Source organism: Pseudomonas sp. WHRI 8519 (genome assembly GCF_040224055.2).
Lineage (GTDB): Bacteria > Pseudomonadota > Gammaproteobacteria > Pseudomonadales > Pseudomonadaceae > Aquipseudomonas > Aquipseudomonas putida_X.
This window is the reverse complement of record NZ_CP167996.1, coordinates 4,830,602-4,844,654: the sequence shown is the minus strand read 5'-3', so window position 1 is coordinate 4,844,654 and position 14,053 is coordinate 4,830,602. Positions and strand designations below refer to the sequence as shown.

The 14,053-nt window shown below is 62.5% G+C and carries 13 protein-coding genes; 4 read left to right on the top strand and 9 right to left on the bottom strand.

Annotated features, from left to right (window positions below):
• Window positions 1-20: 20 nt before the first annotated feature.
• Complete coding sequence (locus tag ABRP30_RS22110) at window positions 21-797, top strand: class I SAM-dependent methyltransferase (RefSeq protein WP_267818266.1); 777 nt, start codon at window positions 21-23, stop codon at window positions 795-797.
• 27 nt (window positions 798-824) lie between these two features.
• On the opposite strand, the gene ABRP30_RS22105 is transcribed toward ABRP30_RS22110, so the two are convergent.
• The gene (locus tag ABRP30_RS22105; RefSeq protein WP_349974844.1) at window positions 825-1,601 is read right to left on the bottom strand and encodes an RHS repeat-associated core domain-containing protein; all 777 of its coding nucleotides are present in this window, start codon (window positions 1,599-1,601) and stop codon (window positions 825-827) included.
• Window positions 1,602-2,001: 400 nt separating this feature from the next.
• Window positions 2,002-2,631 carry a TetR/AcrR family transcriptional regulator gene (locus ABRP30_RS22100; RefSeq protein ID WP_267818264.1) on the bottom strand — a complete coding sequence of 210 codons (630 nt, stop codon included), beginning with the start codon at window positions 2,629-2,631 and terminating at the stop codon, window positions 2,002-2,004.
• 181 nt (window positions 2,632-2,812) lie between these two features.
• Between ABRP30_RS22100 and ABRP30_RS22095 the strand changes: the two genes are divergently transcribed.
• Complete coding sequence (locus tag ABRP30_RS22095; RefSeq protein WP_267818261.1) at window positions 2,813-3,913, top strand: efflux RND transporter periplasmic adaptor subunit; 1,101 nt, start codon at window positions 2,813-2,815, stop codon at window positions 3,911-3,913.
• A 6-nt stretch (window positions 3,914-3,919) separates the two neighbouring features.
• Window positions 3,920-6,985 carry an efflux RND transporter permease subunit gene (locus tag ABRP30_RS22090; RefSeq protein WP_267818259.1) on the top strand — a complete coding sequence of 1,022 codons (3,066 nt, stop codon included), beginning with the start codon at window positions 3,920-3,922 and terminating at the stop codon, window positions 6,983-6,985.
• Between the two features lie 36 nt (window positions 6,986-7,021).
• Here the strand turns inward: ABRP30_RS22090 and ABRP30_RS22085 are convergent, their stop codons facing one another.
• The 4 genes from ABRP30_RS22085 to plsB form a co-directional block, all read right to left on the bottom strand.
• On the bottom strand, window positions 7,022-7,711 hold the full coding sequence (locus tag ABRP30_RS22085; RefSeq protein ID WP_267818257.1) for a DUF4197 domain-containing protein: 690 nt from the start codon (window positions 7,709-7,711) through the stop codon (window positions 7,022-7,024).
• A gap of 33 nt (window positions 7,712-7,744) precedes the next feature.
• Complete coding sequence (locus ABRP30_RS22080; protein ID WP_267818255.1) at window positions 7,745-8,143, bottom strand: YbaY family lipoprotein; 399 nt, start codon at window positions 8,141-8,143, stop codon at window positions 7,745-7,747.
• Between the two features lie 73 nt (window positions 8,144-8,216).
• Complete coding sequence (locus ABRP30_RS22075) at window positions 8,217-8,585, bottom strand: YbaY family lipoprotein (protein WP_267818253.1); 369 nt, start codon at window positions 8,583-8,585, stop codon at window positions 8,217-8,219.
• A gap of 79 nt (window positions 8,586-8,664) precedes the next feature.
• Window positions 8,665-11,151 (bottom strand): glycerol-3-phosphate 1-O-acyltransferase PlsB, encoded by a 2,487-nt coding sequence (gene plsB / locus ABRP30_RS22070; RefSeq protein WP_349974743.1) that lies wholly within the window; start codon window positions 11,149-11,151, stop codon window positions 8,665-8,667.
• A 231-nt stretch (window positions 11,152-11,382) separates the two neighbouring features.
• On the opposite strand from plsB, the gene ABRP30_RS22065 reads away from it, so the two are divergent.
• Entirely contained in the window at window positions 11,383-11,592 is a 210-nt protein-coding gene (locus ABRP30_RS22065) for a cold-shock protein (RefSeq protein ID WP_012315914.1), read from the top strand.
• A gap of 99 nt (window positions 11,593-11,691) precedes the next feature.
• Here ABRP30_RS22065 and ABRP30_RS22060 read toward each other — a convergent pair whose 3' ends face one another.
• Genes ABRP30_RS22060 through dapE form a run of 3 tightly spaced genes read right to left on the bottom strand, consistent with a single transcriptional unit; the run spans window position 11,692 to window position 14,050 of the window.
• Window positions 11,692-12,069: a hypothetical protein gene (locus ABRP30_RS22060; RefSeq protein WP_267818249.1), complete on the bottom strand. Its 378-nt coding sequence runs from the start codon at window positions 12,067-12,069 to the stop codon at window positions 11,692-11,694.
• 17 nt (window positions 12,070-12,086) lie between these two features.
• Window positions 12,087-12,899: a putative RNA methyltransferase gene (locus ABRP30_RS22055; RefSeq protein WP_267818247.1), complete on the bottom strand. Its 813-nt coding sequence runs from the start codon at window positions 12,897-12,899 to the stop codon at window positions 12,087-12,089.
• A complete protein-coding gene (gene dapE, locus ABRP30_RS22050) occupies window positions 12,899-14,050 on the bottom strand; it encodes a succinyl-diaminopimelate desuccinylase (protein ID WP_241804401.1) in 1,152 nt (383 codons plus the stop codon). Before dapE ends, ABRP30_RS22055 begins: the two co-directional genes overlap by 1 nt.
• Window positions 14,051-14,053: the final 3 nt, after the last annotated feature.

Genomic DNA, 14,053 nt, shown 5'->3' with positions numbered 1-14,053 from the left:
TGAATTTTCAGGTGTGGATGATGGAAGAGCAAGGCACGGGTATCAGAGTCGAAGCGATGTCGGCTGAGTATGCGCACCAGGCGACGGCATGGGCCGAGCGCCTCGGCCTGCCGCTGCAGGACGATGCGGCCGGTTTCGCTGTGCAGGTAGGCGCCGATGGCTTGCAGATCCAGCAGTTGGGCCCGCAGGCGCCCGGGCCGGTGCGGGTGGACTTCGTCGAAGGTCAGGCAGCGCATCGGCGCCAGTTCGGCGGTGGTAACGGGCAGATGATCGCCAAGGCCGTGGGTATCGCGCAGGGGGTGCGGCCGCAAGTGCTCGATGCCACGGCAGGTTTGGGCAAGGACGCGTTCGTGCTGGCCAGCCTGGGTTGCCAGATGACCCTGATCGAGCGCCAGCCGCTGATCGCGGCCTTGCTGGAAGACGGCCTGACGCGAGCCCGGTCGGATGACGAGGTGGGGCCCATCGTCGGCCGCATGCGCTTGCTGACGGGCAACGCCATCGAGCGTATGCGCGACTGGGAAGGGGAGGCGCCGCAGGTGATCTACCTTGACCCCATGTTCCCGCACCGGGACAAGAGTGCCTTGGTGAAAAAGGAAATGCGCGTGTTTCGGCCATTGGTGGGCGATGACCTGGACGCCCCCGCTTTGCTCGAAGCCGCGCTGGCGTTGGCCAGCCACCGGGTGGTGGTGAAGCGGCCGCGCAAGGCACCGATCATCGACGGGCCCAAGCCCAGCCACAGCCTGGAAGGCAAGTCTAGCCGGTATGACATATATCCGAAGAAGGCGCTGAAATCATAAAGAGCTAAAGTGGCTGTGACTGCTTGGCTAGCTTTCGCGTAATACCACTAACCTTGCGAGGAGCGCATCCAGATCTGTCTCTATTTGCGTCAGGGAGCTGGGAGATCTAGCGAAAGCATTCCGCACATTAGTTTCGACTTCTTCCAAGGTATTCCCATTGAGAAGCACCGGCCTCGATTCTGGAGGCGCACTCGAACCTGCAGGCAGCCCATGGGTCAGTAGATAGCGGGTCAGTTGACGGCTGTTCAGGTCTAAAGAAGACGCTGGCGCGTATGGCTTGGCAGGGGCGTGGTAGCGTGTTTTGCCGTCAACTTCAGAGGGCACTAACGACTGCAGTCTGGCTTGCTGCTGGGCGAGTCTGGATCGCTCGGCGTCGGCGAATCTGCCTTCTTGTTTTGTTAGCTTGCTCTGGCGTTTTGACAGGGATGCATCAAGCGAACGATATTCTCTCTGCGATAGGTTTGGTTTGGCTGAGTCCAGTCTCGGCGAAAGCCTTTTGTATGAGTATCCGCCCTGTAGTTTCTTAAGTAAGTGTATATTTGGTATAAAGCTTTGCCCTGTTGGGTCTGATTTATTGATTGGATCGTTGACGCAATAGGCGTAGGCATTCAGACCTCCTTTCCCGAATGGGGATAATCCGTCTGGTCTGGTAAACCGCATCAACCTTTGATCATAGAGGCGATGGCCATTTCCCAACAGGTAACCAACTGCCAATGGTAAACGGGGTTGTCCAGTGTATAGCGCCAGCACGTGACTGGCGGGCGGAAGATTGTCACAGCCATATGGACTATAGGCAGTAGACATTACGCTCTCTGAATGGGATATGACGGTCGACTCCTGCACGTCGGCGGCTAATAGATAGGCTTTTGATGTTTGGCTGGATGTTTCGCACAAGTTCCGGCCCTGGGCGCTGATGATGGCATGGTGAGCGTCGTCTCTTTGCAATGTAGACAGCTTGGTGCCCTTATAGAAGAGTCTCAGTGTTTCGCTTTTTGCAGGCATGGCCGTCGCACTCATATTCAAGGATGGTTATGAGTTTGTCGCGTGAAGGTGGAACTGACTACTGGCAAAAATGTTGGGAAACAAGGTTTGGCAAGGCCAGGGAAATATTCACGACAGCGCTGAGTTCCGGAGCCGCTTTGCGGCCCTTTTGCGACACAAGGCCACTCAGGTACTGCACCGTCCGATAGGTATAGGATGATCCTCAGGGTTGAAACGCCCGAATGAACACCCCCACCACCTCGCGCACATGCGCCTCGGCCTCAGCTCCCTCCAATGGCCCCGCACACCCCAGCAGCAGCCGGTAATCGGGCGCACCTTTGACCAGGCAGAAGAAGTGCTCGGCCGCGCGCAACGGATTGTCGATGCGCAACAGGCCGCGCTCGGCGACCTCGCGCAGCAACCCCTCCATGCCCGCCAGCACCCGTTTCGGGCCGGCTTCGTAGAAGTACTCGCCAAAACCGGGGTCCTGGCTGCCCTGGGCCATGATCAGGCGGCTGAGTTTTACCGCTTCATCACTGCTGATCAACGCCTGGAAGCCGCGGGCAATGGTAAGAAGCACTTCTTCCAGCGCGACGCCCTCGGGGTACTCGAACAGCAGATCAGGCAACTGGATCTGGCAGGTGGCCATGACCGCCGAGCAGAACAGGGTCTGCTTGTCGGTGAAGTGGCTGTACACGGTGAGCTTTGAAACACCTGCCGCCGCAGCGACCGCATCCATGCTGGTGTTGGCATAGCCGAGGCTGAGGAACAGCGTCTTGGCCGCTTCGAGGATCGCCTCGCGCTTGGCAAGGTCCTTGGGGCGACCTGGGCCGATGGGTGCGTCGTTGGGCATTGGAGTCCATGTCTGGTTGAAGGGGCCCCCATCTTACCGGCTCGTTTGCCTTCCGGCTTCAGGGAATGGCCCATCCTTAGCGCTGATTTTCTTTCCGACGCTGGCTTCCCGGCTTCGGTTCCCTGATTTAATATACTCGACAGTATAAATATTCGATGCGCTCGTCGCGAAAGGATTCATCATGTTGCGTCATGCCTTGTGCCTCGCTCTGCCTGCCGCTGCCGCGTTGTTGCTGGCCGCCTGCGGGCAGCAAGCGGCCCCGCCCACAGCTCCCCGCCCAGCGCTGGTGGTCCAGCCGCAGCCAGCCCAAGCCTCAGCCAACAGCTACCCTGGCGAGGTGCGAGCGCGTTTCGAGCCGGAGCTGGCGTTCCGCATCGCTGGCAAGGTCAGCAAACGCCTGGTCGAGGAGGGGCAGCGGGTTAAGGCCGAACAGCCACTGGCAGAGCTCGACCCCCAGGATGTGCGCCTGCAACTTGAGGCCAACCGTGCCCAGTTGGCGGCCGCCGAAGCCAACCTTGCCCTGGTACGCGCCGAGCGTGACCGCTACCGCACGTTGCTGGATCGGCAGATGGTCAGCCATTCCCTGTACGACAACGCCGAGAACCTCTACCGGGCCGGGCTCGCGCGCCTCAAGCAGGCCAAAGCCGAATTCGACGTGGCTGGCAACCAGGCCGGCTACGCCGTGTTGCGGGCGCCCCAGGCCGGCGTGATCGCCAAGCGTCAGGTCGAGGTCGGCCAGGTGGTGGCTGCCGGGCAGACGGTATTCACACTGGCGGCCGATGGTGAGCGCGAAGTCGTCATCGGCGTGCCGGAGCAGCAGTTCGCCCGCTTCGCCGTTGGCCAGCAGGTCAGTGTCGAGCTGTGGTCGCGGGGCAATGAGCGCTTTGAGGGCCGTATCCGGGAGTTGTCGCCTGCAGCCGACCCCCGTTCACGTACCTTCGCCGCACGCATCGCCTTCAACTCGGCCAAGGTGCCTGCCGACCTTGGGCAGAGCGCACGGGTATTCATTGCCCATGACGGGCTGATCCCACTGGCTGTACCTCTCTCGGCGGTCACCGCGGAAAACGGCCAGGCGTACGTCTGGCGGGTCAACCAGGACCGTCGCCTGGAGCGTGCCGCCGTGCGCCTGGGGCCTTATGGCAGTGACACTGTTCCCGTACTCGAAGGCCTGAACCCTGGCGACTGGGTGGTGGCCGCCGGCGGCCACGTGCTGCGCGAGGGGCAGGAGGTGCGGCCGGTGGACCGTACCAACCGTGTGGTGAACCTGACGGCCAAGGAGTAAGTCCCGATGGGTTTCAACCTTTCCGCCTGGGCGCTGCGCAATCGCCAGATCGTACTGTTCCTGATGATCCTGCTGGCTGCCATTGGCGCCATGTCTTACACCAAGCTGGGGCAGAGCGAGGATCCGCCCTTTACGTTCAAGGCCATGGTCATCCGTACCCTGTGGCCGGGGGCAACGGCCGAGGAAGTGTCGCGCCAGGTGACCGAGCGCATCGAGAAGAAGCTGATGGAAACCGGCGAGTACGAGAGGATCGTCTCGTTCTCGCGCCCCGGCGAATCGCAAGTGACCTTCATGGCCCGGGACTCGCTGCATTCCAAGGATATTCCCGAGCTGTGGTACCAGATCCGCAAGAAGGTCGCGGATATCCGCCACACCCTGCCCCCGGAAATCCAGGGGCCGTTCTTCAATGACGAGTTCGGTACTACCTTCGGCAATATTTATGCGCTCACCGGTAGCGGCTTCGACTACGCCGTGCTCAAGGACTATGCAGACCGAATCCAGATCCAGTTGCAACGTGTCAAGGACGTGGGCAAGGTCGAACTGATCGGCCTGCAGGACGAGAAAATCTGGATCGAGCTGTCCAACCTCAAGCTGGCCACCCTGGGCGTGCCGCTGGAGGCCGTGCAGCAAGCGCTGCGAGAGCAGAACGCGGTGAGCACCGCCGGCTTTTTCGAAACCCCCAGCGAGCGCCTGCAACTGCGCGTCAGTGGCCAGTTCGACAGCGTCGAGCAGATTCGCCAGTTCCCCATCCGGGTAGGGGATCGCACCTTCCGTATCGGCGATGTCGCTGAGGTGTACCGGGGCTTCAATGACCCTCCCGCGCCGCGCATGCGCTTCATGGGTGAAGACGCGATCGGCCTGGCCGTGTCGATGAAGGATGGCGGCGACATCCTGGTGCTGGGCAAGGCACTGGAAGGTGAGTTCGAACGCTTGGCGCGCAACCTGCCGGCCGGGATGCAGCTGCGCAAAGTCTCCGATCAGCCGGCTGCGGTCAAGGCGGGCGTGGGCGAGTTCGTCCAGGTGCTGGTCGAGGCGCTGGTCATCGTGCTGTTGGTGAGCTTCTTCTCGCTTGGGCTGCGTACCGGCTTGGTGGTGGCCCTGGCTATACCCTTGGTGCTGGCGATGACGTTTGCCGCCATGCACTATTTCGGTATCGGCCTGCACAAGATCTCGCTGGGCGCGCTGGTGCTGGCCCTGGGCCTGCTGGTGGACGACGCGATCATTGCCGTGGAAATGATGGCGATCAAGATGGAGCAGGGCTACGACCGGTTCAAGGCTGCCAGTTATGCCTGGACCAGCACGGCTTTTCCGATGCTGACCGGTACGCTGATTACCGCTGCCGGCTTTCTGCCGATTGCCACGGCAGCGTCCAGTACGGGTGAGTACACCCGCTCTATCTTCCAGGTGGTGACCATTGCGTTGCTCACCTCGTGGGTGGTGGCTGTGGTGTTCGTCCCTTACCTGGGTGAACGGTTGCTGCCGGACCTGGCCAAGCTGCATGCCGCCCGTCATAACGGTAACGGGCATGCGCCGGACCCCTATGCCACCGCGTTCTACCAGCGTGTGCGACGTGTAGTGGAGTGGTGCGTGCGGCGGCGCAAGACGGTCATCCTGCTGACCATCGCAGCCTTTGTCGGCAGCATTGCGATGTTCCGCTTCGTGCCGCAGCAGTTCTTCCCGGCGTCCGGCCGCCCAGAACTGATGGTCGACCTCAAACTGGCCGAGGGCGCGTCGCTGGGCAATACCACCGAGCGGGTCAAGCAGCTCGAGGCCCTGCTCAAGCAGCTGGATGGCATCGACAACTATGTGGCCTACGTAGGCACCGGGTCGCCGCGCTTTTATCTGCCATTGGACCAGCAACTGCCCGCCGCGAGCTTTGCCCAGTTCGTCGTGCTGGCCACGTCTTTGGAGGAGCGCGAGCGCTTGCGCAGTTGGCTGATCGACACGGTGGACCAGCGATTCCCCGACCTGCGCGCCCGCGTCACCCGCCTTGAGAACGGCCCGCCGGTGGGCTACCCGGTGCAGTTCAGGGTCACGGGCGAGCATATCGAGAAGGTGCGCGCCCTGGCCCGTGAGGTGGCGGACAAGGTGCGTGAAAACCCCCATGTGGTGAACGTGCACCTTGACTGGGAAGAGCCAAGCAAGGCGGTGTTCCTGGCGATCGACCAGGACCGTGCGCGTGCACTTGGCGTAAGTACCGCGCACCTGTCGAGCTTCCTGCGCAGCTCGCTCACCGGCACCACGGTGAGCCAGTACCGGGAGGACAACGAGCTGATCGAAATTCTCCTGCGTGGCACGCAGAAGGAGCGTGGCGAACTGGGCAACCTCGGCAGCCTGGCGTTGCCCACCGACAACGGCCAGAGCGTGGCGCTGTCGCAGGTAGCGACCCTGGACTATGGCTTCGAGGAAGGCATCATCTGGCACCGTAACCGCTTGCCGACGGTGACGGTACGCGGCGACATCTATGACAAGGAGCAGCCGGCAACCCTGGTCAAGCAGATTGCCCCGACCTTGCAGGCAATCAAGGACAAGCTGCCGGATGGCTACCTGCTGGAAGTGGGCGGCACTGTCGAGGACTCCGAGCGCGGGCAGAAGTCGGTGAACGCCGGCATGCCGCTGTTCATCGTCGTGGTGCTCAGCTTGTTGATGATCCAGCTGCGCAGCTTCTCGCGCACGGTGATGGTGTTCCTCACGGCGCCACTGGGGCTGATCGGCGTGACCTTGTTCCTGCTGGTGTTCCGCCAGCCGTTCGGCTTCGTCGCCATGCTTGGCACCATTGCCCTGGCGGGCATGATCATGCGCAACTCGGTGATCCTGGTGGACCAGATCGAACAGGATATCGCTTCGGGGCTGGACCGTTGGCAGGCCATCATCGAGGCCACGGTGCGGCGCTTCCGGCCGATCGTGCTGACGGCGCTGGCGGCAGTGCTGGCGATGATCCCGCTGTCGCGCAGCGTGTTCTACGGGCCGATGGCGGTGGCGATCATGGGCGGGTTGATCGTTGCCACGGTGCTGACCCTGTTGTTCCTGCCGGCACTGTATGCGGCGTGGTTCAGGGTGAAGAAGGGCTGAAGGCTGCGGGGGAGGGCATAGCCCTCCCTTCGCGGGTCACAGGGCGCCAAATACCTTCTTGGCCAGGCTGGTAGCTGCCTGTGCGGGGTTCTGGCGAATGCTCTGTTCTTGCTTGGCGATCATTTCAAACAGGCCGTCTAGGGCTTTTTCGGTCACATAGCTCTCGACATTGGCACTCTTGGCATCGCCCAGGCCCAGGGCTGAGGCCTGGCCGGCAAAAGCGTTGTACTGTTGAACCACGCCCACCTTGTCGGTCGCCGCCTTGACGATGGGCAGGAACTTGGCGCGGATCTTCTCGCGGCTGCTCTTGTTCAGGTATTGGGTGGCCGAATCATCGCCCCCGCTGAGGATGCCCTTGGCATCGGTCACGCTCATGTTCTTCACCGCATCGACCAGGATCGCCTGGGCTTGCGGCACCGCCGCTTCCGCGGCCTTGTTCATGCTGTCTTCCAGGGCCGTGACCTGGTCACCTTTGCCGAACATCTTCATGGCCTTGGCGGCCTTGCCGAGGTTGCCTGGCAGTTCGATGCGCACATCCGGGTTGTTGCTGAAACCACCGGGGGTGCTCAATTGCTTGACGGCGACCTGTGCACCTTGGGTGAGCGCATCTTTCAGGCCGCCGGTGGCGTCCTTCTGGGTCAGGTCGCCCAGTGACAGGGCCAGGGCGCTGGCGGACAGCAGCAGGCCGGCGCACAGGGCGGTGAAGCGCAGGGAGGAGCGAATCATGAAAGGGTCCCTTTCAACAGAAGTAGGCGGATGTCAGCGTACGGGATCGACTTTGATCCGTACCGGCTGGGCGTCGCTGCCATCGAGCTCGACGCCGTGGTGTTCGGTGTTGATGAACAGCAGCTTGCCGCCCAGTTCGATGCGCGCGCTGACCGCGTAGCGGTGGCCGGGCTTGACTTGGGCGGGGTCGTAGGTGAGGTGGAACGGCAGCGGTACGTTGCCTTTGACCGGGCCGGCCTGGCGCGCCAGGGTGACGGCGGGGGCGTCCATCAGCGATACGTCCTGCAGTTCCACGCTCAAGGTGGCGGCGGGCGGCAGGGCGATGCGCTGAAGGTAGAAGACTTCGCCATCCAGGCTGGCCTGGGGCGGCGAGGTGTGGGTGGAACAGGCTGCGAGCAGGGATGCGCACCACAGCATTACGAGCTTTTTCATGGAATCTCCAAAGTCCTTGGGGTTGGCTTGTGGCCAACCCCAAGGACTTTAACGGATTTTCCAGGGCAGGTGGTCAACCCATGAGGTTGCCGCCGTGGAGACCTTCAGCGACCGAGTGCACCTTCTCGACCTCAACCTGATAGGTGCCTACGCCTGGTTTCAGCGTGTAGTTCGTGGTGTTGATGTACACCAGTTGCCCATCATTCTCGATGCGCGCACCGATGGCATATTCGTGTTTCTGGTTGATCTGGCTCCAGTCAAAGGGCAGCGGCAGGGTGATCGGAAAACCGCTTCCCCAGCGCAGATCGAGTTCGGTAACAGGGGTGGACGGCGCATCTGCTAGCGAAACATCAGCCAAGCTCAATTTGACGAGGGCTCCCGCCGGCGGGGTGGTGGAGTCTGAGCAGGTGATTTCGACGGTCACCGATTTGATCTGAGGCATATTGATAGTCCTTGAAAGGGATGTGGGGTGCAGCGAATCGATGTTGATCCCTTTCAAGGACCGGGCGCAGGCTGAAAATCTACCCCTGCACGATGTCCACCGGCTCATCACGGTGCAGCGCCACCTGGCGGATCGACAGGCGCAGCTCGGCTGACAGCACGCGCTTGGCCACGCCCTCGGCCAGCTCTCCCAGCTTGTCGTGATAGCCCAGCTTGCCATTGCCGTCCGGGCGCAACACGCCCTGCTCGACCAGGGTCTGGATGAAGTGGCGGAACAGGGTCTTGTCGAAGAACTCCGGGGCATTGAGACCGTGCAGGATCGACAGGCGTTGAGCCATCATCACGCACAGGTCTTCGAGTTCTTCCGCGCTGAGGGTGTTCTGCCCACTGTTGAGCAGCAGCGAAGTGGCCATGTAGAAGCGTTGCAAGGTCTGGGTGATGGAGCGGGCCAGCAGGGTCAGCAGGACGAATTGGCGCGAACTCGGAGCAGGGCGAATGTAGCTGTCTTGCTCCTGGCGTAGCAGCCCCTGTTCGACCAACGCGGCCAGCCACTGGTCGATCACCTCGTCCAGTTGCTCGGGTGACCAGCGCAGGAACAGCTCGGCCTGCAGGTACGGATACAACGCGTGTACATACTGCCCGAGCAGGTCACGGCTCATTCGTGAGCTGCTGTGGAAGAAGCTTGCCAGTAACGCCGGCAAGGCAAAGATGTGCAGGACGTTGTTGCGGTAATAAGTCATCAGCACCGCATTGGCTTCATCCAGGTAGAGGATGCGGCCCAGGGCGTCTTTCTGCTCCGCCAGCAGGTTCATGCCCCTGACGTGCTCGATCAGCGCCTGGCCGTCGCCCTCGGGCAGGGTGGTGTGCTGCGAATAGGGGACCTTGCGCAACAGGGCCAGGTACAGGTCCAGCACCCGGATCAGGGCACTTTCGTCCAGTGCCAGGCGGCTGGTGGAGAGCAACGCCAGGGCCACCAGGTTGACCGGGTTGACCGCTGCAGCCTCGTTGAGGTGGCGGGCCACGGTTTCACCCAGGCGGGTGGTGGTCTCGTTCAGCCAGGCGGGACGGAACTGCGGGCCAAGTGCCTGCTCACGCCAGCCGGGTTGCTGTTGGTCGAGAAAGCCTGCCAGGCGAATCGGTTCGCCGAAGTTGACGTAGACCTGACCGAAACGCTGCTTCAGCGCGCCGATGACTTTGAAGATGTCGAAGATCGACTCCTTCTTCTTGCTGGCGCCACGCAGTTCACCCAGGTAGGTGCGGCCTTCCAGGACCCGTTCGTAGCCGATGTACACCGGCACGAAGACGATCGGTGTGCGCGATGAGCGCAGGAAGCTGCGCAAGGTGATCGCCAGCATCCCCGTGCGTGGTTGCAGCATGCGCCCGGTGCGCGAGCGCCCGCCCTCGACGAAGTACTCGACCGGGAACCCCTTGGTGAACAGGGTGTGCAGGTATTCGTTGAACACTGCGGTGTACAGCGGGTTGCCCTTGAAGGTGCGGCGCATGAAGAAGGCGCCGCCGCGGCGCAGCAAGCCGCCGATCACTGGCATGTTGAGGTTGATGCCGGCCGCGATGTGCGGTGGCGTCAGGCCGTTGCGAAACAGCAGGTACGACAGCAGCAGGTAGTCGATGTGGCTGCGATGGCAGGGTACATAGATGACTTCGTGGCCCGGTGCGATGCCCTGCACCTGCTCGATGTGGTTGACCTTGATACCGTCGTAGATCTTGTTCCAGAACCAGCTGAGCACCACTTCCAGAAAGCGGATCGCGGTGTAGGTGTAGTCCGAGGCGATCTCGTTGCCGTAGCGCAGGGCCTGAGCTTCAGCCTTGGCCTGGGGAATGTTTTCCCGTTGGGCTTGTTCGCTGATGGCCTGGCGCACCAGTGGCGCGTGCACCAGGCCTTTGACCAGATTGCGCCGGTGCGAGATGTCCGGGCCGATCACTGCAGTCTTGAGGTTGCGAAAGTGCACGCGCATCAGGCGTTGGGCCATGCGCACGGTGCGTTCATGGCCTTTGTTGTGCTGCACCAGCTCACGCACCTGGATAGGCGCCGAGAACTGCACGCGGGTCTTGCGCCCCAGTATCAGGATGGTCAGCAGCCGGCGCAGGCGCCCGGTTACCGCCCAACTGTCAGCGAAGAGCAATTTCCACGGGCTCGATTCGCTGGCAGGCGTCTGGCCCCAGAACACACTGACCGGGATGATCTGTGCGTTTTCTTCGGCATGCTGGCTGACCGCTGCAATCACCCGCTCAAGGGTGGGGGGCGCGCCGCGCTTGTCGTGGCGGCCGAGCCAGTCCGGGTCGGGCGTGAGGTAGAAGAACCCGGCCGGCTCGTGCAGCGTGCCCACCGCTACCGGCAGTACCGGGCGCGGCAGCCCCGCCTTGGTGCACTCATGGTCGAGTACGGCCAGGTCGGTGAGCGATGGCGAGGGCAGGGCATAGAACACCGGGCGGCTGCGGTCGAGCTGCAGGCTCATGGCGGACTGGTTGATGGTCTCGGAGCGCACCCACAGGTACAACAGGCGACGCAGAGCGCCAAAGATCAGGCGGCGCAGGGGAGAACGGGTCATGGGGTGTGTGCCCTGGGTGTGATGTTCAGTGAATGTGCAAACGGTTAGTCTGCCGTATCTGCGTAAGTTCAGCAAAATCCTGCAAAGGGCGCGGCGGTCATGAAAATTATTTGTTCTGTGGCATATACTCGGCCTGCCACTTGCAGGATATTTCGGCAAGCGGCGTCGGCACGGGGAGGAAACCCTGTGTCTACAAGGCGATCTTCACAATAAAAATCCGGAGTAGTTCAGATGTCGTCTCGTGAGACTGGGAATGTAAAGTGGTTCAACGATGCCAAGGGCTTTGGCTTCATTCAGCGCGAAGGTGGTGCGGATGTATTCGTCCATTATCGGGCGATCCGCGGTGAGGGGCATCGTACCCTGGTCGAAGGGCAGCGGGTCGAGTACTCCTGCGTGCAGGGCCAGAAAGGCCTGCAAGCCGAGGACGTCGTAGGGCTCTGAGTCCTGCGCTTCGAGCCTCAAGCTTCAAGCTTCAAGCTTCAAGCTGCAAGTTGACCGTGTAACTTGCAGCCTGATGCGAACTCTTTTGTAGCGTGCTGCTCACGAGGTACGCCAGGTGATCTCCTCTTCACCGTCAGCGCTGATGCGGATCCAGCGATCGGCATCTTCCTCGCCATCTTCCTCGACCCAGCCACCTGGCGCGCAGCGCACTTCCACGCCCAGTGCGGCGAATGCGGCGCGGGCGCAGGCGACGTCATCGTCCCATGGCGTCTGGTCGCTTTCCAGGTACAGGCTGTTCCATTTCCCTACAGCCTTGGGTAACCAGGTGACCGGAATGTTACCGGCCTTGCATTTGAAGGTCTGGCCTTTCTGCTGCCATTCGCTGCAGGGGCCAATCACTTCGCCGAGCCATTGGGCAATCTGCTTGTGGTCGACGTCAGCGTCCTTCAGGTAGATCTCGATATCAGGTTGGCGCATAAGGGCTCCAGGTGTGCTCAGTCTTGGCGCACGAAATAGTCATAACGCATCGAAACCGTGACGTCGAAGGGCTCGGGCTGGTCTATCACCCGCGCACGTTTCTCAGCACTGGCGCGCCAGCCGTGCGGCGTCATGGCCAGCAGGTCGGCCCGGGCTTTGGGGGCCGCCAGGCTCAGCCGGAACTCAAGGGTTTCGCTGTGGGTATGGGCCATGCCCTGGGGGGGCAGGGCCAGGTGTTTGTCATCGGCATAAGGGCGTACTTCATCGTAGAGCACTTCGCGCAATTCCATCAGGTGGCCGCTGGTCGGGCCCACCCGCATCAGGCCGCCACCCGGGCTCAGCAGGCGCTGGGCCTCGGCCCAGTCCAACGGGCTGAACACGCTGGCGATGAACTGGCAACTGGCATCGGCCATGGGGACGCGGGCCATGCTGGCGACCATCCAGGTGACCGAAGGGTCGCGGCGGCAGGCACGTTTGACGGCCTCCCGCGAGATGTCCAAAGCGTAGCCGTCAGCCTGTGGCAGGGCCTGGGCGAGTTGCGCGGTGTAATAGCCTTCGCCGCAGCCGATGTCCAGCCAGGCGCCAGGCTGGCGCTCGGCGGCCAGTTCAGCCAGGCGACGGGCCACGGGCGCGTAATGGCCGGCATCGAGGAAGTCCCGGCGCGCTTCGACCATGGCCTGATTGTCGCCAGGGTCACGGCTGTTCTTGTGCTGCACAGGCAGCAGGTTCAGGTAACCCTGGCGGGCACGGTCGAAGCGGTGGCCGGCCGGGCACACCACACCGTTGTCGAGCCGCGTCAGTGACGCCTGGCAAATAGGGCAGGCGAGCATCAGGCGAGCAACCGCACCAGGGTCTGGTAGTAGATCTCGGTCAGCAGGTCGAGGTCGCTGGCCAGGATGCGTTCGTCGACCTGGTGGATGGTTGCATTGACCGGGCCCAGTTCGACGACCTGGGTGCCCATGGTGGCGATGAACCGGCCATCGGACGTGCCCCCGCTGGTGGACGGCTGAGTATCACGGCCGGTGACCCCCTTGATGCTGGCCGAAACGGCATCGAGCAGTTCGCCGGGCTCGGTGAGGAATGGCAGGCCCGAAAGCGCCCAGTCGATCGACCAGTCCAGTTCATGCTTGTCGAGGATTGCCGAGACTCGCGCCTGCAGGCCTTCGACCGTCGACTCGGTGGAGAAGCGGAAATTGAACAGCGCGGTCAGATCACCCGGCACCACATTGGTGGCGCCGGTACCGGAATTGAGGTTGGAGATCTGGAAACTGGTCGGTGGGAAGAACGCGTTGCCTTCATCCCAGTGTTCGGCGGCCAGCTCCGCCAGCGCTGGCGCGGCTAGGTGGATCGGGTTGCGTGCCAGGTGCGGGTAGGCCACATGGCCTTGTTTGCCGCGCACGGTCAGTTTGGCGCCAAGCGAGCCACGGCGGCCGTTCTTGACCACGTCACCGAGCAGGCTGGTGCTCGACGGCTCGCCGACGATGCACCAGTCCAGGCGCTCGTTGCGCGCGATCAGGCGCTCGACCACAGCCTTGGTGCCATGGTGTGCCGGGCCCTCTTCATCGCTGGTGATCAGGAACGCGACCCTGCCGCGGTGGTTCGGGTAGTCCTGCACGAACCGCTCGCTGGCGACCACCATGGAGGCCAGGCTGCCCTTCATGTCGGCAGCGCCACGCCCGCAGAGCATGCCATCGGCATCGATCAGTGCCTCGAACGGCTCATGCTGCCACTGCTGTACCGGGCCGGTAGGGACCACATCGGTGTGGCCGGCGAAGCACAGCACCGGCCCGTCCTGGTGACCATGGGTGGCCCAGAAGTTGTCGACGTCTTCGATGCGCATCGGTTCGAGCTGGAAGCCCACGGCGCCCAAGCGGTTCATCATCTGCGCCTGGCAATCGGCGTCGACAGGGGTGACCGAGGGACGACGGATCAGGTCGCAGGCCAGTTGGAGGGTGGGCGAGAGCTCGGCTGGGGCCGTCATGGG

Coding starts and splice junctions, on each gene's coding strand:
- ABRP30_RS22110 (WP_267818266.1), top strand. CDS start 21: ATGGAAGAGCAAGGCACGGGTATCAGAGTCGAAGCGATGTCGGCTGAG.
- ABRP30_RS22105 (WP_349974844.1), bottom strand. CDS start 1,601: ATGTCTACTGCCTATAGTCCATATGGCTGTGACAATCTTCCGCCCGCC.
- ABRP30_RS22100 (WP_267818264.1), bottom strand. CDS start 2,631: ATGCCCAACGACGCACCCATCGGCCCAGGTCGCCCCAAGGACCTTGCC.
- ABRP30_RS22095 (WP_267818261.1), top strand. CDS start 2,813: ATGTTGCGTCATGCCTTGTGCCTCGCTCTGCCTGCCGCTGCCGCGTTG.
- ABRP30_RS22090 (WP_267818259.1), top strand. CDS start 3,920: ATGGGTTTCAACCTTTCCGCCTGGGCGCTGCGCAATCGCCAGATCGTA.
- ABRP30_RS22085 (WP_267818257.1), bottom strand. CDS start 7,711: ATGATTCGCTCCTCCCTGCGCTTCACCGCCCTGTGCGCCGGCCTGCTG.
- ABRP30_RS22080 (WP_267818255.1), bottom strand. CDS start 8,143: ATGAAAAAGCTCGTAATGCTGTGGTGCGCATCCCTGCTCGCAGCCTGT.
- ABRP30_RS22075 (WP_267818253.1), bottom strand. CDS start 8,585: ATGCCTCAGATCAAATCGGTGACCGTCGAAATCACCTGCTCAGACTCC.
- plsB (WP_349974743.1), bottom strand. CDS start 11,151: ATGACCCGTTCTCCCCTGCGCCGCCTGATCTTTGGCGCTCTGCGTCGC.
- ABRP30_RS22065 (WP_012315914.1), top strand. CDS start 11,383: ATGTCGTCTCGTGAGACTGGGAATGTAAAGTGGTTCAACGATGCCAAG.
- ABRP30_RS22060 (WP_267818249.1), bottom strand. CDS start 12,069: ATGCGCCAACCTGATATCGAGATCTACCTGAAGGACGCTGACGTCGAC.
- ABRP30_RS22055 (WP_267818247.1), bottom strand. CDS start 12,899: ATGCTCGCCTGCCCTATTTGCCAGGCGTCACTGACGCGGCTCGACAAC.
- dapE (WP_241804401.1), bottom strand. CDS start 14,050: ATGACGGCCCCAGCCGAGCTCTCGCCCACCCTCCAACTGGCCTGCGAC.